The sequence below is a fragment of the Bacillus marinisedimentorum genome (genome assembly GCF_001644195.2).
GTDB classification, from domain to species: Bacteria; Bacillota; Bacilli; order Bacillales; family Bacillaceae_O; genus Bacillus_BL; species Bacillus_BL marinisedimentorum.
This window is the reverse complement of the sequence record NZ_LWBL02000017.1, coordinates 1-24124: the sequence shown is the minus strand read 5'-3', so window position 1 is coordinate 24124 and position 24124 is coordinate 1. Positions and strand designations below refer to the sequence as shown.

Sequence of the window (24124 nt, the reverse complement as noted above, 5' to 3'; positions counted from 1 at the left end):
TAACTGCAGGATTTTTGATATAATGGGATAGGATTGAATTTAAACGACGGAGAGGAACGATTGATTTATGGAGTTGAAAGAACTGCTGGGACATCTTGTCCTTTACAAATATGACGGGGAAGCCGATCCGGTAATCAAGTCGCTGGAGATGGACTCGCGGGAAGTTAAGCCCGGCAGCCTGTTTTTCTGCATTAAAGGTTTCACAGTGGACGGTCATAATTATGTGGGGCAGGCGGAAAAGAACGGGGCGAGTGCGATTATCGCCGAAAGACAGGTGGAAGCCGGGATACCGGTCATTTTGGTGCGCGATTCCAGGCGTGCGATGGCAGTGCTTGCCAATGTCTTTTATGGGTATCCGACTGCAGGTATGAATGTGATCGGAGTGACTGGAACAAACGGAAAAACCACAGTCACCCATCTCCTGGAAAATATTTTCCGGGACGCCGGAGAAAAAACCGGTCTGATCGGTACGATTCACAATAAAATCGGCGATAAGATGTACGACGTAACGAACACGACACCTGAGTCGCTGCCGCTGCAAAAGCTGTTCAAGGACATGAGAGATGAGAAAGTGGATACAGCAATTATGGAAGTGTCATCCCACGCACTTGACCTTGGCAGGGTAAGAGGAATTGATTTCAGTATCGCCATTTTCACGAATCTGACACAGGACCACCTCGATTATCACCACACTATGGAAGAATACCGGCGTTCTAAGGGCCTCTTATTCACACTGCTGGGAAATGCATACAAGCCTGATGAGCGGAAAATTGCGGTTTTGAATGCCGATGACACTGCTTCCGAGGAGTTTATGAGAGGCACAGCGGCACAGGTGATTACATACGGAATTGACAAACCGGCGGACGTGGCTGCGAAAAATATAAAGCTAAAAGCAGGCGGGACAACATTCCTGCTGGAAACGCCGAATGAATCTCTTGAAATCAGCATGGACCTGATCGGAAAGTTCAGTGTTTATAACGTACTGGCAGCAGTAGCGGCAGCTTTTGGTGCCGGAGTTCCGCTTGCTGAAGCTGCGGGCAGCATCTCTTCTGTCAGAGGTGTTGCAGGCCGGTTCGAGCCTGTTGATGCCGGGCAGGAATTTGCTGTGATCGTAGATTATGCCCATACGCCGGACAGCCTTGAAAATGTACTGGTGACCGTCAACCAGTTTGCTGAAGGTGATGTACATGTCATTGTCGGGTGCGGAGGAGACCGGGATCGGGCGAAGCGCCCGCTAATGGCACAAATTGCGGTCAAGTATGCCGATAAGCCGGTATTCACATCCGATAATCCCCGCTCGGAAGATCCAGAAGCCATAATCCGCGATATGGAAGAAGGGGTTAAAGGATACGAGTATGTAAAAATAACCGACCGCAGCGAAGCGATAAAGCATGCGGTTAAAAATGCAAAAAAAGGCGATGTCGTGCTGATTGCCGGTAAAGGGCATGAAACATACCAGATCATTGGTGACAGGGTGCTGGACTTTGATGACAGGTTAGTTGCATATGATGCGATAAAGGAGCTGGGAGGAAAATGAAATTATCAGTAGCGGAGCTGACTTCGGCATTTTCTGATTTCCGCGGAGCTGCGGAAGACAGCAGCATAATGATTTCCGGCGTTTTTACCGACAGCCGCCAAGAAGTGAAAAAGGGACTTTTCATCCCGATTGAAGGGGAGCGCTTCGACGGTCATGACTTTCTGAAAGAAGCCATCGAAAATGGGGCTGTGGCTTCTTTATGGAAAAAGGGGCGGGAAGTGCCAAAGTTTGTGCCGACCGACTTTCCTCTTTTTTATGTGGAGGACACACTTTCCGGATTACAGAAACTGGCCGCCTTTTATTTGGAAAAGGTAAACCCTTATGTAGTGGCAGTGACAGGCAGCAACGGCAAAACGACAACGAAAGACATGCTCGAGGCCGTCCTTTCCCGCAAGTATGCCACCCATAAAACAGGGGGGAATTTCAATAACCATATCGGGATGCCGCTCACCATCCTTGCAATGGAAGAAGGTACCGAGCTTCTTATTCTTGAAATGGGAATGAGCAGTTTCGGGGAAATTTCTTTTCTAAGTAAATTGGCACGCCCGGATATCGCAATCATAACAAATATCGGTGAGTCACATATGGAGCAGCTCGGTTCGCGCGCAGGGATCGCAAAGGCAAAGATGGAGATTGTTGACGGCCTTAAGGATGAGGGCAAACTTATCATCGATGGAGATGAACCGCTCTTGAACTCCCGGGAACTTGGAATCAAGACCGAGACGTGCGGCTTTGGAGCTGAAAATGATTATATCATCCGTGATGTCAGTTTCAGCGGAGAAGGCCAGGCATTCAAGCTGAATAACGAACAAAAAGAGTATTTTATCCCTCTCCCGGGCGCATACAATGTTAAAAATGCTGTTTTTGCAATTGCAGCGGGACTGGCACTTGGCCTCGATGACGGTCAAATCACTTCGGGTCTGCGCAATATCCGTCTGACTGGCATGCGCCTGGAGCGAGTGAAAGGCAAAAACGGTTCACTTTTCATTAATGATGCCTACAACGCCAGCCCGACCTCAATGAAGGCCGCTGTCGAAACGCTCAAAGAACTTCCGGGATATACCCGGAAAATTCTTGTTCTCGGCGACATGTATGAACTGGGCGGGAATGAGCAGGAGCTGCATAGAAGTGTTGCGGATGTGATAGGAGAACCGATCACAAAGCTAATCGCAGTCGGGGAAAAAGGAAAATGGATTGGTGAAGCGGTCAGTGATAGTCAAAAAGACATCCCTGTCCACCTCGTCCGGTCAAAAGAAGAAGCTGGTGCCATTCTTGAGGATGAGCTTACAAACGAGACCGTGGTATTGTTCAAAGCTTCTCGCGGAATGAAACTGGAAACGCTGGTGGAATCGCTGGCGGAATGAGATGCAGCAACTGAATTGATTTGTTGAGGAAGGAGTCCATGAAATGCTTGAGCGTGTCATATTATACACGATTCTTGCGGCTTTTTTGATAGCCGTGTTATTATCACCGATTTTCATCCCGTTTTTAAGGCGGCTGAAGTTCGGGCAGAGTATCCGGGAAGAGGGACCACAGTCCCACCAGAAAAAATCAGGCACACCGACTATGGGAGGCCTGATGATCATCTTTGCGACAGTGGCAGCTACGCTGGTTATGACGGCCAAATTTTCCGAAATTTCTACGGAAACGTATATGCTGCTGTTTGTCTTGCTCGGTTACGGAATTATTGGATTCATAGATGATTTCATCAAAGTGGTGATGAAGCGGAACCTTGGCTTGACATCAAAGCAGAAACTTGCGGGCCAGCTCATCATTGCTGTTGTTTTTTATTATTTATTAATGCAGTCTGGATTTGAAACGACTCTTTCCATCCCCGGGACAGGAATCGGGTTTGACCTTGGCTGGTTCTATTTTATTTTGCTCGTAGTCATGCTCGTGGGCGGATCGAATGCAGTCAATTTGACCGATGGCCTTGATGGGCTGCTGGCAGGGACAGCAGCGGTAGCGTTTGGCGCGTATGCGATCCTTGCCTGGAACATCGCTGAATTCCAGACTGCAGTATTTTCTGTCGCGGTGGTGGGGGCAGTCCTTGGCTTTCTCGTATTCAATGCCCATCCCGCTAAAGTTTTTATGGGGGATACAGGCTCGCTGGCACTCGGCGGCGCAATCGCCGCCATTGCGGTATTGACGAAACTGGAAATCCTATTAGTCATTGTCGGCGGTGTATTCGTCATTGAGACATTATCCGTAATTATCCAGGTGATTTCTTTTAAAACAACCGGCAAACGCATCTTCAAAATGAGCCCGCTCCATCATCATTACGAACTGAAAGGATGGAGCGAATGGCGCGTTGTTGTGACATTCTGGACAGCAGGGATACTATTTGCCGTGTTGGGAATCTATTTAGAGGTGTGGATGTAAACGATGAGAAACGAGTTGGAAGGTAAACATATTTTAGTGCTCGGCCTTGCCAAAAGCGGCCTGGCCGCAGCGAAGCTATTGAACAGGATGGGAGCCAGTGTCACAGTCAACGACCGGAACTCCCTTGCAGGAGATGATGCGGCTGCAGAATTACAGTCGCTGGGGATCAGAGTTATTGTCGGCGGTCATCCTCCTGAACTTCTCGATGAAAATGTTGATTACATTGTGAAAAATCCGGGGATCCCTTATTCGATTCCATTCCTGCAGCTGGCGATCGAAAAGAGTGTGCCCATCATTACGGAAGTGGAACTTTCTGCAAGGATCACGTCTTCACCGTTTGTGGCCATTACCGGTTCTAATGGAAAGACGACCACAACCACTCTTATTCACAGGATGCTGCAGGAGGCCGGGAAAAATCCGAAACTCGCCGGCAACATCGGTACAGTATCATGTGAAGTGGCCGAACAAGCGGACGGAAAACAGCCGATTGTCATTGAATTGTCTTCCTTCCAGCTTCTCGGCATCGAAACATTCCGCCCGAAAGTAGCCGTACTATTAAATTTGTTTGATGCCCATCTTGATTATCACGGCACACGGGAGGAATACGGCGCTGCGAAGGCCAGGATCTTCATGAACCAGACGGAAGAAGATTTTGCGGTTGTCAATTATGATGATGCTGAAGTCGTTGATCTTGCCCGCGGGACTAATGCAAAGACTGTATACTTTTCCGTTGAACAGCAGATTGATGAAGGAGCCTGTGTCCGTGAAGGCTTCCTCCATGTGGATGGTGCAAAAATAATCAGCCTGGAAGATATCGTCCTGCCCGGTAGACACAATCTGCAAAACATCCTCGCAGCCGCAGCGGCAGCCAAAATAATGGGGGCGGATGATGATGCGATACGGACAGTCCTTACAACTTTCACAGGTGTGGAACACCGTTTGCAGTTTGTGACTGAGTTAAACGGCAGGAAGATTTATAACGATTCCAAAGCGACAAACACTCTGGCAACAACGGCAGCTCTATCTGCTTTTCAACAGCCGGTTATCTTGTTGGCCGGCGGCCTTGACAGGGGAAACGGCTTTGATGAACTCATTCCGTATATGGACCGGGTCAAAGCGGTAGTGGCCTTTGGACAAACTGCCGAAAAAATAAAGGGTTCGGCTGAAAAAGCAGGGATTAAACAAATAAAACTTGTCGATAATGTGGAACAAGCTGTTCCGGCGGCATATGAACTTTCCAATAGCGGTGATGTCATTTTGCTGTCACCGGCGTGTGCAAGCTGGGATCAGTTCAAAACTTTTGAAGAACGCGGGGACATGTTTGTAAAGAGCGTGCATAAACTGAAATAACAGGCTAGTCCTGCGATTCCACTAAATCGAGGTGTTTGTGCATTGCCGACCAAAAAATCGACACCTGACTTTATTCTTGTTGCAGCCACACTTATTCTGCTATCGATCGGCTTGATCATGGTATACAGTGCCAGTGCGGTTTGGGCGACATATAAGTTTGATGATTCGTTCTTTTTTGCTAAGCGGCAATTACTGTTCGCAGGTTTGGGTGTAGCTGCAATGTTCGTCATTATGAACATTGATTACTGGACATGGAGAACGTGGTCGAAGGTTATACTCATCGCCTGCTTTTTCCTGCTCCTTATCGTCCTTATCCCGGGAGTCGGCATGGTAAGGGGCGGTGCCAGGAGCTGGCTTGGCATTGGGGCCTTTTCCATCCAGCCTTCCGAGTTTATGAAAATTGCAATGATTGTGTTCCTCGCCAAATTTTTATCTGAGAACCAGAAAAAGATTACATCGTTCAAGAAAGGGCTTGTCCCATCACTTGGCCTTGTGTTTACAGCATTCGGGCTTATCATGCTTCAGCCTGACCTTGGGACAGGAGCGGTGATGGTCGGTACGTGTGTCCTTATGATTTATGTTGCCGGTGCGAGGCTTGGCCACTTCATTGTACTGGCTTTCATTGGTGCTGCTGGTTTTGCAGGCCTTATTTTATCAGCTCCGTACCGGATTAAGCGGATTACTTCTTTTTTGGACCCATGGCAGGATCCTCTCGGCAGCGGTTTTCAAATCATTCAGTCACTCTATGCGATCGGTCCGGGCGGTCTCATCGGACTTGGACTTGGCCAAAGCAGGCAAAAGTTTTTTTATCTGCCGGAGCCGCAGACTGATTTCATTTTTGCGATTCTCGCCGAAGAACTCGGATTTATCGGCGGTTCACTCGTTATTTTCCTGTTTTGCCTGCTTCTGTTCCGGGGGATCCGTATTGCACTGGGTGCGCCTGACCTTTTCGGGAGCCTTCTCGCTGTCGGAATTATCGGGATGATTGCTGTACAGGTCATGATCAATATCGGTGTAGTAACTGGCTTAATGCCGGTAACCGGCATAACTCTCCCGTTCCTGAGTTACGGCGGTTCATCACTTACGCTTATGCTGATGGCTGTAGGTGTCCTCCTGAATATAAGCCGCTATGCCAGACTGTAAGCAACCCTGTTAAAAAACAGGGTTTTATTTATTGAAAGGGAAGGAATATATGTAGGGGCGTTTTATTCGGTTTGTGTGCTGAATTTCTATGTTGGTTGTTCACGATTTACATATTGGCACAGATATACCGATTCCGCACTCTGTGGTATCGTAAAAGTGCCGCCTGAAAACAAAACCCATATAAACGTACAGGACATAAGCGCCTGACATATTATAAAGTTGAACAGCAGAAGGATTGCGATCCAGAGGAGGGGTTGTTAGTGCAAAAACTGATTGAGGACCTTAAAGATTCCGGAATATCCAACGTAAAAGAGAATGAGCCTCTCGCCAATCATACGACGATTAAAATAGGCGGACCGGCTGATGTTTTCATTGAGCCGGAATCGATAGATCAGCTGAAAAAAACGCTCGAAATCGTAAAAAAGCATGGTGTTAGTTGGCGTGCGATCGGCAAAGGTTCAAATTTGCTGGTCAACGACAGTGGAATAGAAGGGGCGGTCATCAAGCTCGGTGATCGTCTTGACCACCTCGAAGTCGAAGGAAATACGGTTAGGACTGGAGGCGGATACTCTTTGATAAAGCTTGCTGCCGTCATCAGCAGAAAAGGCCTTGCCGGCCTGCAGTTCGCTGGCGGGATCCCAGGTTCAGTAGGAGGGGCCGTATACATGAATGCAGGCGCCCACGGATCGGATGTGTCCCGGATTCTTAAAAAAGCTAGAATTCTTTATCCAGACGGGACATTGAAGTGGCTGACGAATAATGAAATGGAGTTTTCATACAGAACATCTATCCTTCAGGAGCAGCCCGGCATCTGCGTGGAGGCTGTCTTCGAATTGGAGGAAGGCGATAAAGACAGCATCACTGCAGAGATGAAAAAGCATAAAGATTACCGGCGCGACACTCAGCCCTGGGATAATCCTTGTGCCGGCAGCATCTTTCGCAATCCGCTTCCTGATCATGCCGGCCATCTGATCGAAAAAGCTGGCTTAAAAGGGTATAAAATCGGCGGTGCCCAAATCTCAGAAAAACACGGCAACTTCATCGTCAATGCAGGCGGAGCCGGGGCCAGCGATGTTCTTGACCTGATTAATCACGTAAAAAAGACGATCTCCGAGCGGTATGGGATAAAAATGGAAACAGAAGTGGAAATAATCAACAGAAACAGATAAGAAGTCATTTTTACAACCTTCCTTTATGCTATAATGAATGAAAGAATAAAGAGATTGCCAGCCGCCGCCAAGCGGCCGGCGAAAGAAAAACGGCTGAGCATGAGCAGCCCCGTTTTTCAGGAAAGTATTAAGCAGCGGGGGAAAAGCATGGAAAAAGGACAGGTTGTAACGTTAGAAGACCGTATTCCAAAATTGAAGGAAAAACGGAAACAAAAAGCAAACAGGAGATTTGTGTTTTATATTCTTCTGTTTTTTCTTATGCTTTTAGTGATTGTCTATTTCCAGTCACCGTTAAGTCATGTCAGGGACATCAGGGTGACGGGGAACATCCATGTTCCGGCTGATGACATCATCAAGCTTTCAGGATTAACCGACAAGACAAGTTACTGGAAAGTATCAGAGAGCGATATAAGCAGCAAAGTGCAGAAGAACATTCAGATCAAAGAAGCAGCTATAATAAAGAAATGGCCGAACTCGATTGAAATCAAGGTGACTGAGTACAGCCGTACAGGCTACGTTTATAAAGAAGGCAAGTATTTTCCTTTACTCGAATCCGGGAAATTGCTGCCGGGAATTACATCAGTCCTGCCGGCCGATGCGCCGCTTTTGGTAGATTGGCAGCATGATGAGACACTACAGGAAATGGCAGCAGAACTGCACAAACTGCCGGAGAGCATCAAAAACAGGATTTCTGAAATTCACCTGGCTCCGGATGAAGCAGATCCGCTCCATTTGCAGATTTATATGAACGACGGATATGAAGTCAGTGCCACAATCCGGACTTTTTCCGAAAAAATGACAGCCTACCCCTCGATCGTAGAGGAACTTCCCGAAGGAAAAAAGGGGATTATCCATCTCGAGGTAGGTTCCTACTTTGTTCCTTATGAAAGCCCGGCAGAAACTGAAGGTGATGAGACAAATGAGAGTGACCGGTAAACATGCTGCGCTGACCCTCGTCTTGCTTGTTACCGGATTCATCCTGTCTTTTTCTTATCAATTTACGAAAGAAGACACAAGACCGGAAACGGCAGGTAATGAGCAATGGAAAACTGAAACGAAGATCCGCAGCCAGCTTCTTGAACAGGAAGAACGCAATAAAGAACTCTTTGAGGAACTGTTGCAAAAAAGGAAAGAAGCAGCTGCGAAAGAGGAGCAGTTCGCAAATCAGGAGAATATACTCGGCAACCTTGTCGAGGATGTACAGAAGCTGAGAATGCTGGCTGGTGAAATTCCCGTGACCGGGCCAGGGATTGAGGTAGTGCTCGCAGATGCCTCATATGTCCCTTCAGAGGAAAGTGCAAATCAATACATCGTCCATGAAAGCCACATCCGCAAAGTGGTTAATGAGTTGCTTTCAGCTGGTGCATCTGCAGTAGCCATAAACGGGCAAAGGCTCACGGCCAGCTCTTATATCGCCTGTGTGGGTCCAGTTGTCAGCGTTGATGGAAGCAAATATCCGGCTCCCTTTGTCATTACGGCTATCGGGGATCCGCTTGTGCTGGACGGCGCGCTCAATATTGTCCAGGGCGTCAAGGACCAGCTTGTGAACGATAACATTGAAATTAGGGTTGAGAAAAAACAAAATATTATCATAAATGCTTCTTGAATTTATGGCTGAAGGATGATCAGGGTGAAAAAAAAGCAGCAGCTTACGATTACATTTATACTGTTTATTATCGGGTTTATGGTTGCTGTGCAATTCCAGACAACGCAAGAACCGGTTGTCCGCGACACCCGTGATATCTGGGAACTCCGCGAAGATTATAAAAAGGCCCAGCAAAAACACCGCGAACTGCTGTCTGAAATTCACAAATACGACCAGCTCCTTGCCGGATATGAAGAAAACAGTGCATCGAGCAAGGAAAAAACCCTGAAAGAGACAAAAGAAGAACTTGAACGAAAAATAGGTTTGACGGAAGTTGAGGGTCCCGGCATTGTTTTGACGATAGAACCGCTGTATTCCGACCAAATACCAGGTGAGCCCTATCAGACAGTAACTCCCCAATTGCTCCAACGGCTTATAAATGAATTGAACTCATACGGCGCAGGCGCTATTGCCATTGATGGCAAGCGCATCACCGCATCTTCACCGATACGGGATGTGAACGGGCAGACACACGTCAATACAAAACGCCTGAAACCGCTGCCTATTGAAATCAAGGTTCTCGCCGCCGATAAAAGCAAGAAGGCTGCAAAAAAGCTTCATGATCAGATGACTGTATCCCAATCAGCAGATGATTTTGCACTTGACGGCTTAATGCTGATTACGACTGCTGTTGACTATGTGAAATTGCCGGCTTATGATGAGACAATCAGAATAAAAAATATGGAGCCTGCCGATTCACAGAAGGAGGATGCATAAAATGTGGCTGCCAATCCTTGGCCTTATCATCGGCATTGCGTTTGGGCTCCTGACGGATATACGTATCCCTGAAGAATACGCGAACTATCTCTCAATCGCTGTCCTGGCGGCACTTGATACATTGTTTGGCGGGATACGGGCTCATTTGCAGGATTTGTACGATGATAACATTTTTGTGACGGGTTTCTTTTTCAATATCGCTCTTGCTGCAAGTTTGGCTTTTCTGGGTGTACATCTTGGTGTAGACTTATATTTAGCTGCTGTGTTTGCTTTTGGAGTGCGTCTATTCCAGAATATTGCAGTTATCCGCCGTCTCCTGCTTGCCAGATGGACGGCATCAGGTGAAAGCGGAAAAAAAGTGTAAAAAAATAAAGGAAATGTTTTTTTTCTTGTTGAATACTTTCATGAATAAAGTGAAAATCAACGACTCACCAGGATAAGAGCGTTCTATCAGGGGACATACAAAACAATATCTTAATTGCCAGCAATAGCTCAACAAATGGAAAAGGAGGTGCCGCAGAATGAACAACAACGAAATATATGTTAGTCTAGACATCGGTACGTCCAATGTGAAGGTTATCATTGGTGAACTGCTTAATGATTCCATTAACATAATTGGCGTCGGCAAAGCCAGGTCTGCAGGAATCCGGAAAGGATCGATTGTGGACATCGATGAGACGGTTCATTCTATTAAAAAGGCAATCGAACAAGCTGAAAGAATGATAGGGCTCCAAATAAACCGTGTAATTGTGGGGATAACAGGAAACCACGTACAATTGCAGCCCTGCCACGGTGTAGTTGCGGTGGCGAGCGAAAACAGGGAAATCGGAAATGAAGATATTCAACGGGTGATTGATGCTGCACAGGTGCTTTCCATCCCGCCTGAAAGGGAAATCATTGATGTCATTCCGCGCCAGTTCATGGTCGACGGCCTCGATGAGATCACAGATCCGCGCGGTATGATTGGCGTACGCCTTGAAATGGAAGGAACAGTGATTACCGGATCAAAAACAGTCCTACATAACGTATTAAGATGTGTGGAACGCGCCGGCCTTGAAATTACAGATATTGCGCTTCAGCCATTAGCTGCAGGATCAATCGCCCTGTCCAGGGACGAAAAAGAAATGGGAGTGGCGCTGATTGATATCGGTGGCGGCTCCACAACCATCTCGGTATTCGAGAAAGGATTCCTCCAGAAGACATCTGTCCTGCCGATTGGGGGAGAACATATCACAAAAGATATATCAATCGGTCTCAGGACATCGACAGAAGAGGCAGAAAAAATTAAAATAAAACATGGACATGCTTTCTATGACACAGCATCCAATGAGGAACAGTTTGAAGTATCCATCATTGGAAGCGATCGTACACAGCAGTTCAGCCAGATCGACATCTCCCATATCATCGAAGCCAGACTGGAAGAGATTCTCGACCTCGTCTTACAGGAAACTCACCGGATGGGCTATAAAGAATTGCCGGGCGGCTATGTGCTGACAGGCGGTTCCGCTGCAGTGAGCGGTGTACTGGATCTTGCCCAGGATGTTTTAAGGCATAATGTAAGAATAGCCATTCCGGATTATATTGGTGTGCGTGAGCCTCAATATACAACGGGAGTGGGGTTGATCCAGTTTGCTTCAAAAAATGCAAAAATTCAGGGAAGAGAGGTAGCGGCATCCATTTCAGCTGATGAGGTGGAACGGAATCCGCAGAATCAGGCGTCTTCCAAAAAACAGCCGAAACAGCAGAAAGATAATAAAGAAAAAGAACCGGGACTTTCCAAAAAGGTGAAGGATTGGTTTGGATACTTCTTTGAATAATTTCCCAAAATGATTAGGAGGACCAGGCATGTTGGAGTTTGATACAAATGTGGACCAATTGGCAACGATTAAAGTGATAGGCGTTGGCGGCGGAGGAAGCAATGCCGTTAACCGCATGATTGAGCACGGGGTTCAGGGAGTCGATTTCATTGCAGTCAATACGGACGCGCAGGCTCTGAATTTATCCAAAGCTGAAGCAAAAATGCAGATAGGCACGAAATTGACAAGAGGGCTCGGTGCCGGCGCAAATCCAGAGGTTGGTAAAAAGGCTGCTGAAGAAAGCCGCGAACAGATTGAAGAAGCGCTTAAAGGTGCAGACATGGTATTTGTCACTGCCGGAATGGGAGGCGGAACCGGAACAGGGGCTGCTCCTGTCATTGCATCTGTCGCTAAAGAGCTTGGCGCTCTGACGGTCGGTGTTGTGACCCGTCCATTTACATTCGAGGGACGAAAGCGTGCAAACCAGGCAGCCGGCGGTATCAGCTCCATGAAAGAAAACGTTGATACGCTGATCGTCATTCCGAATGACCGTCTTCTCGAAATTGTTGATAAGAACACCCCTATGCTGGAAGCGTTCCGTGAAGCGGACAATGTACTCCGCCAGGGTGTACAGGGCATCTCAGACCTGATTGCCGTTCCAGGCCTTATCAATCTTGACTTTGCCGACGTGAAGACAATCATGTCAGATAAAGGATCTGCTCTAATGGGCATCGGTATAGCTACTGGAGAAAACCGCGCAGCAGAAGCTGCCAAAAAAGCAATTTCCAGCCCGCTCCTTGAAACATCAATTGATGGCGCCCAGGGAGTGCTCATGAACATTACAGGCGGAACAAACTTGAGCTTGTATGAAGTCCAGGAAGCGGCGGACATTGTCGCATCTGCTTCTGATCAAGAGGTTAATATGATTTTCGGGTCCGTCATTAACGAGAATCTGAAAGATGAAATTGTTGTGACAGTCATTGCCACAGGTTTCGATGACAGCGACCTAAACCAGCCGAAGCCGACGCAGCGCCCGTCCATGGGTGCCCAGAAGCCTTCCGGCTACTCGGCCCCAAAACGGGAAGAACAAAAGCAGGACAATCAAAACCGCCAGCAATCACAATCAAGTGATGATACGCTGGACATTCCGACGTTCCTGCGTAACCGCAACCGCAATCGCTGATTTCATATTTTTAAGGCATGTGCCCATATGGGTGCATGCCTTTTTAATTGTTGGCTCTGTTAAACGCTAGTGTTAATTTCCGTTGCAGGTACTCGCTTTCACCCAAGGGCACAAGTGCGACATCTGTTCCTGCTTCCCTCCGGTCGCACTCACAGTGTCTTCTTTGCCGCGGGGCGGGCGGTGAGCCTCCTCATCGCTATCGCTCTTGCGGGGTCTCACCTGTCCCGCTAATCCCGCCGGAGTCTCGCACCTTCCACTCCAATCAACTAGTGAAAAAATCAACATGGAGCTTTAACAAAGCCTAATTGTTAAGGAAATTATAAAATGTAAGCGTCGTGGATAAAAAGCCAGGAGGGAATCGTCCAGCTCCGCCAGCGGCTATCGCCATAAGCATTGCCGTCCCATGAAGGGAAAGCCCGCCCTTCCTGGATCGGCCCTGCTTATGCGTACGCCGCTAAGCGGGCGCCCTCCGCATTTCGATTGTCCAGCTCCGGGCGCCAGCGGCTATCGCCATAAGCATTGCCGCCCCATGAAGGGAAGCCCGCCCTTCCTGGTGCGGCCCTGCTTATGCGTACGCCGCTAACCAGGCGCCCTCCGCATTTCGATTGTCCAGCTCCGGGCGCCAGCGGCTATCGCCATAAGCATTGCCGCCCCATGAAGGGAAGCCCGCCCTTCCTGGTGCGGCCCTGCTTATGCGTACGCCGCTAAGCGGGCGCCCTCCGCATTTCGATTGTCCAGCTCCGGGCGCCAGCGGCTATCGCCATAAGCATTGCCGCCCCATGAAGGGAAGCCCGCCCTTCCTGGTGCGGCCCTGCTTATGCGTACGCCGCTAACCAGGCGCCCTCCGCATTTCGATAAAGAAAGTGGAAATCTTTCAAAATTACCATTCCCTCCCTCGGCATAAACTGACAGACTTCCAGTAACAGACTATTATATACTAGGTTACAAACTTACAAACAAAGGGGTTTGTATGAGTGGCCATCTATCTGGATGCTGTTTGGTTTTTGAACTTTTGTATTGATGCGTTGATTTTGCAGCTCACATCAATCATTTTAAAGAAAAAGACATCCAGAGTGCGCCTTATTGGCGCGGCATTCCTCGGTTCTTCGTTTGTGCTGCTTTATTTTACACCTTTTTCGGCCCTTGCTGCCGGTCCGGTTGCAAAGCTCATTTTATCTGCATTCATTATTTTCACCGCCTTCGGATTTACGAAAGTGCGGACATTTTTCCAGCAGTTATTCATGTTTTACTTTGTCACGTTCGTGATAGGCGGCGGAATGGTGGCTTCACACTTTTTTTTGCAGGAAAACATCACCGGATTTAATGGTGTGCTGGCGACATATTCAACCGGTTATGGGAGCCCGGTAGGCTGGGCATTTGTACTCGTTTCATTTCCTGTACTCTGGCTATTTTCCAAAAAGAGGATGGAAGATGCGGAAGCCCGGACAATTCATACCGATCAGCTGATTCAGGTCGAGATTGTCATAGATGGGCTCACTGTCAAAACCAAGGGTCTGATTGATACAGGGAATCAGCTGTTCGATCCGATCAGCCGCTTGCCTGTGCTCATTCTCGATTTTTACAGGACGCAGGATCAATGGCCGCATGATACAGCAGCTCAGTTGGAAAAGTGGGTTGATTTCACTGTTGAAGATGGAAGGGAAGATCCTCATGAGTGGGAGGAGCGCCTCCGCATCATCCCGTATCGAGCAGTTGGACAAGAACAGCAATTTTTAACTGCTTTGAAACCTGATTTAATCCGTCTTTATTATCAAAATGAAGTTATAGAAACTGGTAAAGCGGTAGTTGGTTTAAGTACAACCCGGCTTTCGAGTGAGGATGAATATGGATGTATTGTCCATCCGAAACTGCTTCTGACGGCGGCAAGAACCGCCTAAGCCAAAAAACAACATGGGGGGAAGGGAATGGCAAAATGGAAGATCCGTCTGACACTGTGGTGGTATAAACTTCTAATCAAACTTGGCATCAAAACCGATGAAATCTTTTATATCGGAGGTAGTGAGGCACTGCCGCCGCCGCTTTCAAAAGAAGAGGAAGCACATCTGTTGGAAAAGCTTCCTTCAGGAGATAAAGCGACACGATCCATTTTGATTGAACGGAACCTGCGCCTCGTCGTCTATATTGCCAGGAAGTTTGAAAATACAGGCATTAATATTGAGGACTTGATCAGCATCGGGACAATCGGGCTCATTAAGGCAGTCAACACATTCAATCCCGAAAAAAAGATCAAACTCGCTACATATGCCTCAAGGTGCATCGAAAATGAGATTCTTATGTATTTGCGCCGCAATAATAAAATCAGGTCTGAAATTTCATTCGATGAACCGCTGAATATTGACTGGGACGGCAATGAACTGCTTTTGTCCGATATTCTTGGAACGGAAGAAGATATCATCACAAAAGACATTGAAGCAAGTGTCGATAAAAAGCTGCTTATAAAGGCACTTGAGCGCTTGAATGAAAGGGAGAAACAAATCATGGAGCTCCGTTTTGGACTGGCAGGCGGAGAGGAGAAAACCCAAAAGGACGTAGCAGACATGCTCGGCATTTCTCAATCTTACATCTCAAGGCTTGAAAAACGAATCATTAAACGGCTTCGAAAAGAATTTAATAAAATGGTCTAACGCATTCGGCTCAAGGGTTCATCCTGTTTTTGGAAACAGGCCCGCTTCGTCAGGTGCATAAATTTCCCTTCCCAGGAGATACTTACTTTTGAAACAGCATCTCCTGATGGGAGGGAAAGATTTGACACGACATAAAGTTGAAATTTGTGGAGTAGATACTTCGAAACTCCCGGTATTAACCAACCAAGAAATGCGAAAGCTTTTCAGGGAAATGCAAAGCGGCGATGACAGTGCCCGGGAAAAGCTGGTAAACGGGAATCTCCGCCTTGTGTTAAGTGTTATCAAACGTTTCAATAACCGCGGAGAATATGTTGATGACCTTTTTCAAGTCGGTTGTATCGGCTTGATGAAATCAATCGACAATTTCGATCTCGGTCAAAACGTGAAGTTTTCCACGTATGCTGTACCGATGATCATTGGAGAAATCCGGCGGTATTTACGGGATAATAATCCTATCCGGGTTTCAAGGTCCTTGCGCGATATTGCCTACAAAGCATTGCAAGCCCGGGAACAGCTGATGGGGGAAACGCAGAAGGAGCCGACAGCCGAGGAAATTTCTAAAGTGCTGGATGTCCCGCATGAGGAAATCATCTTTGCCCTGGATGCCATCCAGGATCCCGTTTCCCTGTTTGAACCCATTTATAATGACGGCGGCGATCCGATTTACGTAATGGACCAGCTAAGCGATGAGAAGAGCAGTGATATCAAATGGCTTGAGGAACTGGCCTTGAAAGAAGGGATGCGGCGCTTGAATGAACGCGAAAAAATGATTATAAAAAAGCGTTTTTTCCAGGGGAAGACCCAAATGGAAGTCGCTGATGAAATTGGAATTTCCCAGGCGCAGGTGTCAAGGCTTGAAAAGGCGGCAATCAAACAAATGAATAAAAATATCCAACACTGAAAACAAAAACCGTTCTGCATAGAACGGTTTTTTATATGGACAATATTTTTATTATGTAAACATGGTAAACGAGCGTGAATAACTGCCACGGCATTCTTAAGGCCAGCCAGCGGGTGGATTGCTTGACATTGAAGGATGATGTTGAGGAAAACTGAATAAAACTCCAGACATCCCCGCCCGGAAATATAGTCATGAGCATGCCCCGAAGCCTGAATGGTCAAGCTTGATGAATCAGGAAGCCCTTCCCAAAACTGCAGCGTCATGTGCAAATGCAGAAAACAAGGATTCACCTGCCAATTTAAGACTCGCCTGTCCAATTCCCGATCAATACCCGCCATTATACATATGGCTGAAGACTGCCTTGAAAAATTCAAACCGAAAAATTAACTCACCTTCATTTTATTCTCTCATGAAAGTTGCCGTCGCGTTCATATATTGAAAGAAAGGAGGAATCGGCAATGATTAAAATTTCAGAATTCCGGATCAAAGATGTCATTAATGTTTCGGACGGAAGAAGGCTTGGGGCAATTTCCGATATCGAATTGAATACATCGACCGGAAAAATAGATGCAATTGTGATACCGGCGGGGGAAAGAAAAATGGGGTTATTCGGAAAAGACAGTGAAATTGTCATTCCATGGCACAATATTGTCAAAATAGGGAATGATGTAATTCTTGTCAGGCATTACCCGGATCAAGGGATTTCAGATGAATAAGTTCAAGGTCATCTGAACGGAAAGGGCCAGGTTGTGATACAATAGAAACAGCCTGACTGACAGGTTTCGACTGAGGAGGATGACATTGACAAAAGCGGAGATTTTTCAAAAAACGGCGAATCCGGAATTACTGCTGATCGAACAGTGGACCAGCCGGAATCCCCGCCTGCTTGCAGGCATCACGACACGTAATGGCGGTGTCAGCAGCCCGCCTTTTTCATCCCTCAATATGGGGCTTCACGTGAGCGATGATCCTGCTCTTGTCCTGCAGAACAGGAAAAGGCTTGCTGACGTTACAGGAATACCTTTATCCAGTTGGGTTGTTGGAGAACAGGTGCACGGGGTGAAGGCTGCCAAAGTTGGCCGTGCAGACAGGGGCAGCGGTGCTGTGGAACAGGCAACCGCCATTCCCGGATCGGACGGCTTATATACGCTGGAAGCCGGTGTGCTTCTAACCGCTTTCTATGCTGACTGCGTCCCGTTGTTTTTCTATGCTCCCGATCATCAATTTATGGGACTTGCCCATGCAGGATGGCGGGGGACAGTGTCAAATATGGCACAAAAAATGGTAGAAGCATATACAGATAAAGAGGGGCTGCCGCATGACGGCCTTTATGCAGCAATCGGTCCTGCAATCGGATCTTGCTGTTATGAAGTGGACCAGGCTGTCATTGATGCGGTGAATAATATCGCACCTGATTGTCCTGCCGCAGTTTACAAGGCTTCCGGAAGGGATGGACACTATATGCTTGATATAAAAGAGCTGAACCGTTATCTTTTGATTCAAGCGGGTGTTCCAGAAAAGAACATTATCGTTACCGGTTACTGTACTTCATGTTCGGACAATTTGTTTTTCTCACACCGGCGGGACGAAGGAAAGTCCGGCAGAATGCTGAGTTTCATCGGTATGAAAGAGGAGTGACACAAACATTGTCAGTGCAAGCAAAATACACTAAAATAAAACAAGATATAGCACAGGCTGCTGCCCGTTCGGGAAGAGACCCGAATGGCATCAAAGTCATTGCCGTCACAAAATATGTAACAACCGAACGCGCCAGAGAAGCTCTTGCTGCCGGCATCACCGATCTCGGTGAAAACCGTGATGACGGATTCAAGGAAAAACACCGGGAAATCAGCGGTGAGGCTGTCTGGCATTTTATCGGGACCCTGCAGTCCCGCAAGGTTAAAAATATTATTATGGATGTTGATTTTATCCACTCCCTTGACCGGTTTTCCCTGGCAAAAGAGATTGAGAAACGGGCCGACCGGACGGTTAACTGTTTTATCCAGGTCAATGCGTCCGGAGAGGAATCCAAACATGGCCTCCCGCCTGAAAATGTCATATCTTTTGTGGACAAACTGGAAGCTTATCCGAAAATCAAGGTTGTCGGCCTGATGACGATGGCTCCCCATACAGACGATGAAGAAGTGATCAGGCAGACGTTTAGGAAAGTAAAACGACTGCAGGAAGAAATCAAGGAAAAAAGATACGCGCATGCTCCCTGTGGCGAACTGTCCATGGGCATGTCCAACGATTACACAATCGCAGTGGAGGAAGGGTCAACATATGTCCGGATCGGTTCTGCCCTGGTTGGAGAATAAATCAATGGGATTATTCAGCGGAGGTGCACCTTCATGAGTTTCAAAACGAAAATCAAACGTTTTTTTGAACTGGAAGATGACTATGATGAAATACAAGAGCATGCCGAAGAAGAAATGGAGGCGCCGGAGGAGTTTCCGGTTTCCCGCAAACAGCAGAAACAAAATGTCGTCAGTCTGCAAAGCATCCAAAAAAATTCAACTACCCGCATGGTGCTCCATGAGCCGCGAACGTATGCCGAAGCGCAGGAGATTGCAGATCATTTGAAAAACAGGAGATCTGTCATCATTAACCTGCAGCGCATTGACCGCGGGCAGGCAAAACGGATTGTGGATTTTTTGAGCGGGACGGTCTATGCACTCGGAGGCGATATCCAAAAACTTGGAGACCAGGCATTCCTTTGCACTCCGGACAATGTGGATGTTACCGGATCCATTACAGAGATGGCTGCAGAACAAGAGATGAATGATAACAGGTGGTGACTTAGTTAAAATGGGTTTTTTATTCCAAATTATTATGACAGCAATTAATATCTACACATATGTAATCATCGGCTATATTTTGATGTCCTGGTTCCCAAATGCACGAGAATCAAGCATCGGACAGTTTCTCGCCCGTCTTGCCGAACCTTATCTTGAGCCGTTCAGGAGAATCATCCCTCCACTCGGCATGATTGACATTTCGCCGATTGTCGCCATCATCGCGTTGAACTTCGCACAGTATGGTGTCGCGGCCCTGTTCAAGATGATTGCATAAAAAATGAGCATTCATGAACATTTCCGGCCTGAAGAACATGCATTCATCGACCAGGCAATAGAATGGAAAGAGCAAGTGATGGCACAGTATGCACCGAAGCTGACAGATTTCCTGAATCCCCGCGAGCAGGAAATCATCCGGTCGCTTTCGGGCAAGAATGATGAAGTGAGTGTCGGTTTCTGGGGTGGAAATGAAGCGGTGGAAAGGAAAAGGGCGCTTCTTTTTCCTGAATACTATTCTCCAGGCCACGGTGATTTTGATTGTGTTGCGTATGAAATTCAGTATCCTGTAAAATTCATCGCCATATCCCACCGTGATGTCCTCGGTGCTCTTATGGGCCTGGGATTGTCCCGCGGCAAATTCGGTGATATCCTCTCAGACGGGAGCCGCTTCCAGCTGGTTGTCGCAGAAGAAATTTCATCTTTTATCGAGCTGAACCTCACTTCAATCGGCAAAGGCAAAATAACGCTCGTTCCGATCGAAAAAAGCGACCTGCTCGTAAAAGAAGAGAATTGGGAGGAGTCGGCGGGAACTGTATCATCACTGAGGCTTGATGCAGTCATATCGGAAATTTACCGGCTTTCGAGGTCAAAGGCTGTGCCCTTGATCAAAAACGGCTATGTGAAGCTGAATTGGAAACCGGTGGAGCAGCCTTCTGCCGAAATCAGCAGCGGTGACGTCATTTCCGTACGGGGACACGGCCGGAGCAAGGTTATCGCGATCGGCGATAAGACAAAAAAAGACAAATGGAAAATAACTTACGGGCGGAAGAAATAATTCACGGCGTGAAAAAAAGGAAATTCACAGAGCCTGTCGAATTTCATAAAACAGGAAAGAATTGCAACTATTTGGAGGTGGCGAATGTGCCGTTAACACCGTTAGACATCCATAATAAAGAGTTCAGCAGGGGATTCCGCGGATATGATGAAGACGAAGTCAATGAATTTCTTGATCAGGTAATCAAAGATTATGAAATTCTGATCCGTGAAAAAAAAGAGCTGGAATCGAAGTTGAATGAACTTGATGAGAAGCTCGGTCATTTCTCAAATATTGAAGAGACGCTTAACAAGTCGATTTTAATCGCCCAGCAAACGGCTGAAGAAGTAAAGGAAAGTGCGAATAAAGAAGCGAAGCTCATCATCAAAGAAGCTGAAAAGAATGCTGACCGTATCATTAATGAAGCGCTGAGCAAATCGAGGAAATTAAAAATAGAACTGGATGATCTCCGAAAGCAATCCAAAGTATTCCGGACCCGGTTCAAAATGCTCGTCGAAGCACAGCTTGATATGATTGACAATGATGATTGGGATAATCTCCTCGGAACGGTAAATGATGCAGCGGCAGCCCTTGAAGAAGGCGAAGGAGAATAAGCTGTGCCCTTGACGTTTTCCGGATGATTACATATAATTCATTAACGGAATCATTTTCTTATTTTATCAACCTGCATATGGAACGAAATCGATGACAGGGATGTTTTTCTTGAAGCGACTTCACAAAGCGAGCCGGGGATGGTGCAAGCCCGGTGTGAAGTGAAAGAAAACGATCACCCTGGAGATTTATCCTGAACGTTAACGCCAGTAAGGATAAACGGTTCATCTCCGTTACGGATGGAATGAAGCGGGCAAATGTCTATTTGCCTATCAGGGTGGTACCGCGGGAAAACCAGCTCGTCCCTATTGCAGGGGGCAGGGCTGGTTTTTTGTTTGTCTGCTGTTTTTGTTCCAGATGCTGGTTAATATGAAAAAGAGACATTGTATTTTAGGAGGCGGCTTTATGGACTATAAAGATACACTACTAATGCTTAAGACAGAATTTCCGATGCGCGGCAACTTGCCGAAGCGGGAACCGGACATTCAGGAAAATTGGGAAGAAAGCAGCATTTATGAAAAAGTGCAAAAACGGACCGAAGGGCGTCCGCTGTTCGTCCTGCACGACGGCCCTCCATATGCCAATGGCGATATCCATATGGGACATGCGCTCAACAAAGTATTGAAGGATTTCATCGTGCGTTATAAATCGATGAGCGGATACCATGCTCCTTACGTACCGGGCTGGGATACACACGGGCTGCCGATTGAGACGGCTCTCACGAAAAACAAAAAAGTGAACCGTAAGGAAATGAGTGTGGCGGAATTCAGAAAGCTTTGCGAACAATATGCATATGAGCAAATCGACCGCCAGCGTGAACAGTTCAAACGGCTCGGGGTCCGAGGGGATTGGGATAATCCTTATGTAACGATGACAAAGGAATATGAAGCGCAGCAAATCAAAGTATTCGGCGAGATGGCAAAGAAAGGATACATCTATAAAGGCCTCAAGCCTGTTTACTGGTCTCCTTCTTCCGAATCAGCGCTTGCCGAAGCGGAAATCGAGTATCAGGATAAGCGCTCGCCTTCCATCTACGTGGCTTTTGATATGAAAGACGGAAAAGGCGTGCTGGAAGGTGATGAAAAGATCATCATCTGGACGACAACTCCTTGGACGATTCCGGCAAACCTGGGAATTGCTCTCCACCCTGACCTTGAGTATGCCGTTGTTAGAACGGCCGGAACAAAATTTGTCATCGCTGCCGAGCTCCTTGATGATGTTGCTGAAGAGCTGGGCTGGCAAGACTATGAGACCGTCAAGACATTCAAAGGAGCCGAGCTTGACAAAGCTGTCGCCACCCATCCATTTTATGAACGGGATTCCCTCGTGATGCTTGGTGATCACGTTACGACAGAAGCAGGTACCGGTTGTGTGCACACAGCGCCTGGACACGGTGAAGATGACTTTATCATCGGGAAGCGGTATGGACTTGATGTCCTTTGCCCTGTCGATGAAAAAGGCTATATGACAAAAGAAGCTCCCGGATTCGACGGCATGTTCTATGATGAAGCGAATAAGCCTATTACGGAGAAGCTTGAAGAGAATGGCGCCCTGCTGAAACTGTCATTCATCACTCACTCCTATCCGCACGACTGGCGTACAAAAAAACCAACCATCTTCCGGGCGACATCCCAGTGGTTTGCTTCCATTAAGGATTTCCGCAGCGAATTGCTGCAAGCTGTCGAAGAGGTTGAGTGGATTCCGAAATGGGGAGAAACACGTCTTTATAACATGGTCAAAGACCGTGAAGACTGGTGTATTTCCCGTCAGCGCGCCTGGGGGGTCCCGATTCCGGTCTTTTTCGGCGAAGACGGAGAGCCGATCATCAATGATGAAACGATCGGACATGTTTCGGACTTGTTCAGGAAGCATGGATCCAATGTCTGGTTCGAGCGGGAAGCGAAAGACCTTCTGCCGGATGGGTTCACGTCCGAACACAGCCCTAACGGGAAATTCACGAAAGAACAGGATATCATGGATGTCTGGTTTGATTCGGGTTCTTCCCACCAGGCTGTACTCGTCGAGCGTGAAGAACTGCAGCGGCCGGCTGACCTTTATCTGGAAGGCTCCGACCAGTACCGAGGCTGGTTCAACAGTTCCCTGTCGACCAGTGTTGCAGTAACCGGCAAAGCTCCATATAAAGGCGTGCTGAGTCACGGGTTTACCCTCGACGGAGAGGGGCGCAAAATGAGTAAGTCACAGGGGAATGTGGTCGTTCCAGCGAAAATCATGAAACAGCTCGGCGCAGACATCCTCCGTCTCTGGGTTGCTTCAGTCGACTACCAGGCAGATGTGCGGCTGTCTGATAAAATCCTTAAGCAGGTTGCAGAAGTGTACCGTAAAATCCGCAATACGTTCCGTTTCTTGCTCGGCAACTTGAATGACTTTGACCCGAAATCTCATGCTGTACCGGTTGATGAACTTAACGAAGTGGACCGTTATATGCTCGTTAAACTTAACAAGCTGATTGATAAAGTCACCAATTCATATGATAATTATGAATTTGCATCCATTTATCATTCGGTCCATAACTTCTGCACAATCGAATTAAGTTCATTTTATCTCGACATCGCAAAAGATGTGCTATACATCCAGCCGGAGAATGACAAAAGCCGGCGTGCGATCCAGACCGTTCTGCATGAAACGCTGCTTGCACTTGTGAAGCTGGTCGCTCCGATTTTGTCACATACTGCCGAGGAAGTGTGGAGTTATATTCCTGATCGGGAGGCAGAGAGCATCCAGCTGACAGATATGCCGAAGAATGAAGAGATTAATGACAGCGACATGCTTGAAGCCAAATGGGATAAGTTTATGGAAATCAGGGATGACGTGCTGAAAGCTTTAGAAAATGCCCGGAATGAAAAAGTCATCGGGAAATCACTGACAGCCAAAGCGGTCCTGTACCCGAATGAAGAAACAAAACAATTGCTTGATACAATAAATGACCTTGACAGTCTATTCATTGTTTCCCAGCTTGAATTTGGGGGTTCCAAAGATGAGGCGCCTGCAAATGCCCAGGTATTTGAAGGCCTTGCCATTACAATCGAACCGGCCGAAGGGGAAACATGTGACCGTTGCTGGGTAGTCAAGCCGACTGTCGGAAGCAGCGAAAAACACCCGACACTCTGTGCCGACTGTGCGGAAATCGTCACAAATCATTATGAATAATGAAACCTGGAACACGCCCTGCCGTTCGGCATGGCGTGTTTTTAGGTG

Annotated in this window: 23 protein-coding genes and 1 other annotated feature; all 23 genes read left to right on the top strand. The window is 47.3% G+C overall.

The annotated features are described in order from the left end of the window. Nucleotides 1-67 precede the first annotated feature (67 nt). The 23 genes from A4U59_RS05570 to ileS all read left to right on the top strand — a co-directional run bounded on the left by A4U59_RS05570 (nucleotide 68) and on the right by ileS (nucleotide 24076). A complete protein-coding gene (locus A4U59_RS05570; protein WP_070120194.1) occupies nucleotides 68-1537 on the top strand; it encodes a UDP-N-acetylmuramoyl-L-alanyl-D-glutamate--2,6-diaminopimelate ligase in 1470 nt (489 codons plus the stop codon). Continuing rightward, on the top strand, nucleotides 1534-2901 hold the full coding sequence (locus A4U59_RS05565) for a UDP-N-acetylmuramoyl-tripeptide--D-alanyl-D-alanine ligase (protein ID WP_070120192.1): 1368 nt from the start codon (nucleotides 1534-1536) through the stop codon (nucleotides 2899-2901). The genes A4U59_RS05570 and A4U59_RS05565 overlap by 4 nt, the downstream gene beginning before the upstream one ends. A 43-nt stretch (nucleotides 2902-2944) precedes the next feature. Beyond that, nucleotides 2945-3919, top strand: coding sequence for a phospho-N-acetylmuramoyl-pentapeptide-transferase (gene mraY, locus A4U59_RS05560; protein ID WP_070120190.1), 975 nt, complete (start codon nucleotides 2945-2947; stop codon nucleotides 3917-3919). Between the two features lie 3 nt (nucleotides 3920-3922). Next, nucleotides 3923-5269, top strand: a complete 1347-nt coding sequence (murD, locus tag A4U59_RS05555) for a UDP-N-acetylmuramoyl-L-alanine--D-glutamate ligase (protein WP_070120188.1) — start codon at nucleotides 3923-3925, stop codon at nucleotides 5267-5269. 42 nt (nucleotides 5270-5311) lie between these two features. Further along, nucleotides 5312-6412, top strand: coding sequence for a stage V sporulation protein E (gene spoVE, locus A4U59_RS05550; RefSeq protein ID WP_070120186.1), 1101 nt, complete (start codon nucleotides 5312-5314; stop codon nucleotides 6410-6412). 260 nt (nucleotides 6413-6672) lie between these two features. Further along, nucleotides 6673-7581 carry a UDP-N-acetylmuramate dehydrogenase gene (gene murB / locus A4U59_RS05545; RefSeq protein ID WP_070120184.1) on the top strand — a complete coding sequence of 303 codons (909 nt, stop codon included), beginning with the start codon at nucleotides 6673-6675 and terminating at the stop codon, nucleotides 7579-7581. A 33-nt stretch (nucleotides 7582-7614) separates the two neighbouring features. Further along, the gene (locus A4U59_RS05540) at nucleotides 7615-8517 is read left to right on the top strand and encodes a cell division protein FtsQ/DivIB (protein WP_281183449.1); all 903 of its coding nucleotides are present in this window, start codon (nucleotides 7615-7617) and stop codon (nucleotides 8515-8517) included. After that, entirely contained in the window at nucleotides 8501-9187 is a 687-nt protein-coding gene (locus tag A4U59_RS05535) for a DUF881 domain-containing protein (RefSeq protein WP_070120182.1), read from the top strand. Before A4U59_RS05540 ends, A4U59_RS05535 begins: the two co-directional genes overlap by 17 nt. A 24-nt stretch (nucleotides 9188-9211) precedes the next feature. Next, on the top strand, nucleotides 9212-9943 hold the full coding sequence (locus tag A4U59_RS05530; RefSeq protein WP_083270672.1) for a DUF881 domain-containing protein: 732 nt from the start codon (nucleotides 9212-9214) through the stop codon (nucleotides 9941-9943). A gap of 1 nt (nucleotide 9944) precedes the next feature. Next, the gene (locus tag A4U59_RS05525; RefSeq protein ID WP_070120179.1) at nucleotides 9945-10307 is read left to right on the top strand and encodes a small basic family protein; all 363 of its coding nucleotides are present in this window, start codon (nucleotides 9945-9947) and stop codon (nucleotides 10305-10307) included. Between the two features lie 157 nt (nucleotides 10308-10464). Then, nucleotides 10465-11760, top strand: coding sequence for a cell division protein FtsA (gene ftsA, locus A4U59_RS05520; RefSeq protein ID WP_070120178.1), 1296 nt, complete (start codon nucleotides 10465-10467; stop codon nucleotides 11758-11760). A gap of 28 nt (nucleotides 11761-11788) precedes the next feature. Next, nucleotides 11789-12922, top strand: coding sequence for a cell division protein FtsZ (gene ftsZ, locus A4U59_RS05515; RefSeq protein WP_070120176.1), 1134 nt, complete (start codon nucleotides 11789-11791; stop codon nucleotides 12920-12922). A 974-nt stretch (nucleotides 12923-13896) separates the two neighbouring features. After that, nucleotides 13897-14820, top strand: a complete 924-nt coding sequence (gene spoIIGA / locus A4U59_RS05510) for a sigma-E processing peptidase SpoIIGA (RefSeq protein WP_070120175.1) — start codon at nucleotides 13897-13899, stop codon at nucleotides 14818-14820. Nucleotides 14821-14847: 27 nt separating this feature from the next. Continuing rightward, entirely contained in the window at nucleotides 14848-15567 is a 720-nt protein-coding gene (sigE, locus tag A4U59_RS05505) for an RNA polymerase sporulation sigma factor SigE (RefSeq protein ID WP_070120174.1), read from the top strand. Between the two features lie 121 nt (nucleotides 15568-15688). After that, on the top strand, nucleotides 15689-16468 hold the full coding sequence (gene sigG, locus A4U59_RS05500) for an RNA polymerase sporulation sigma factor SigG (RefSeq protein ID WP_070120240.1): 780 nt from the start codon (nucleotides 15689-15691) through the stop codon (nucleotides 16466-16468). Between the two features lie 458 nt (nucleotides 16469-16926). After that, entirely contained in the window at nucleotides 16927-17184 is a 258-nt protein-coding gene (locus tag A4U59_RS05495; RefSeq protein WP_070120172.1) for a YlmC/YmxH family sporulation protein, read from the top strand. Nucleotides 17185-17263: 79 nt separating this feature from the next. Continuing rightward, the gene (pgeF, locus tag A4U59_RS05490) at nucleotides 17264-18106 is read left to right on the top strand and encodes a peptidoglycan editing factor PgeF (RefSeq protein ID WP_070120171.1); all 843 of its coding nucleotides are present in this window, start codon (nucleotides 17264-17266) and stop codon (nucleotides 18104-18106) included. 8 nt (nucleotides 18107-18114) lie between these two features. Continuing rightward, on the top strand, nucleotides 18115-18786 hold the full coding sequence (locus tag A4U59_RS05485; RefSeq protein WP_070120170.1) for a YggS family pyridoxal phosphate-dependent enzyme: 672 nt from the start codon (nucleotides 18115-18117) through the stop codon (nucleotides 18784-18786). Nucleotides 18787-18819: 33 nt separating this feature from the next. Next, nucleotides 18820-19266, top strand: coding sequence for a cell division protein SepF (locus A4U59_RS05480; protein ID WP_070120169.1), 447 nt, complete (start codon nucleotides 18820-18822; stop codon nucleotides 19264-19266). Between the two features lie 10 nt (nucleotides 19267-19276). Then, nucleotides 19277-19540 (top strand): YggT family protein, encoded by a 264-nt coding sequence (locus A4U59_RS05475; RefSeq protein WP_070120168.1) that lies wholly within the window; start codon nucleotides 19277-19279, stop codon nucleotides 19538-19540. Between the two features lie 3 nt (nucleotides 19541-19543). Beyond that, entirely contained in the window at nucleotides 19544-20317 is a 774-nt protein-coding gene (locus A4U59_RS05470) for a YlmH family RNA-binding protein (protein ID WP_070120166.1), read from the top strand. Between the two features lie 86 nt (nucleotides 20318-20403). After that, nucleotides 20404-20910, top strand: coding sequence for a DivIVA domain-containing protein (locus tag A4U59_RS05465; protein ID WP_070120238.1), 507 nt, complete (start codon nucleotides 20404-20406; stop codon nucleotides 20908-20910). Nucleotides 20911-20992: 82 nt separating this feature from the next. Continuing rightward, nucleotides 20993-21218 (top strand) — a binding site (T-box leader). 95 nt (nucleotides 21219-21313) lie between these two features. Further along, nucleotides 21314-24076, top strand: coding sequence for an isoleucine--tRNA ligase (ileS, locus tag A4U59_RS05460; RefSeq protein WP_070120164.1), 2763 nt, complete (start codon nucleotides 21314-21316; stop codon nucleotides 24074-24076). Nucleotides 24077-24124: the final 48 nt, after the last annotated feature.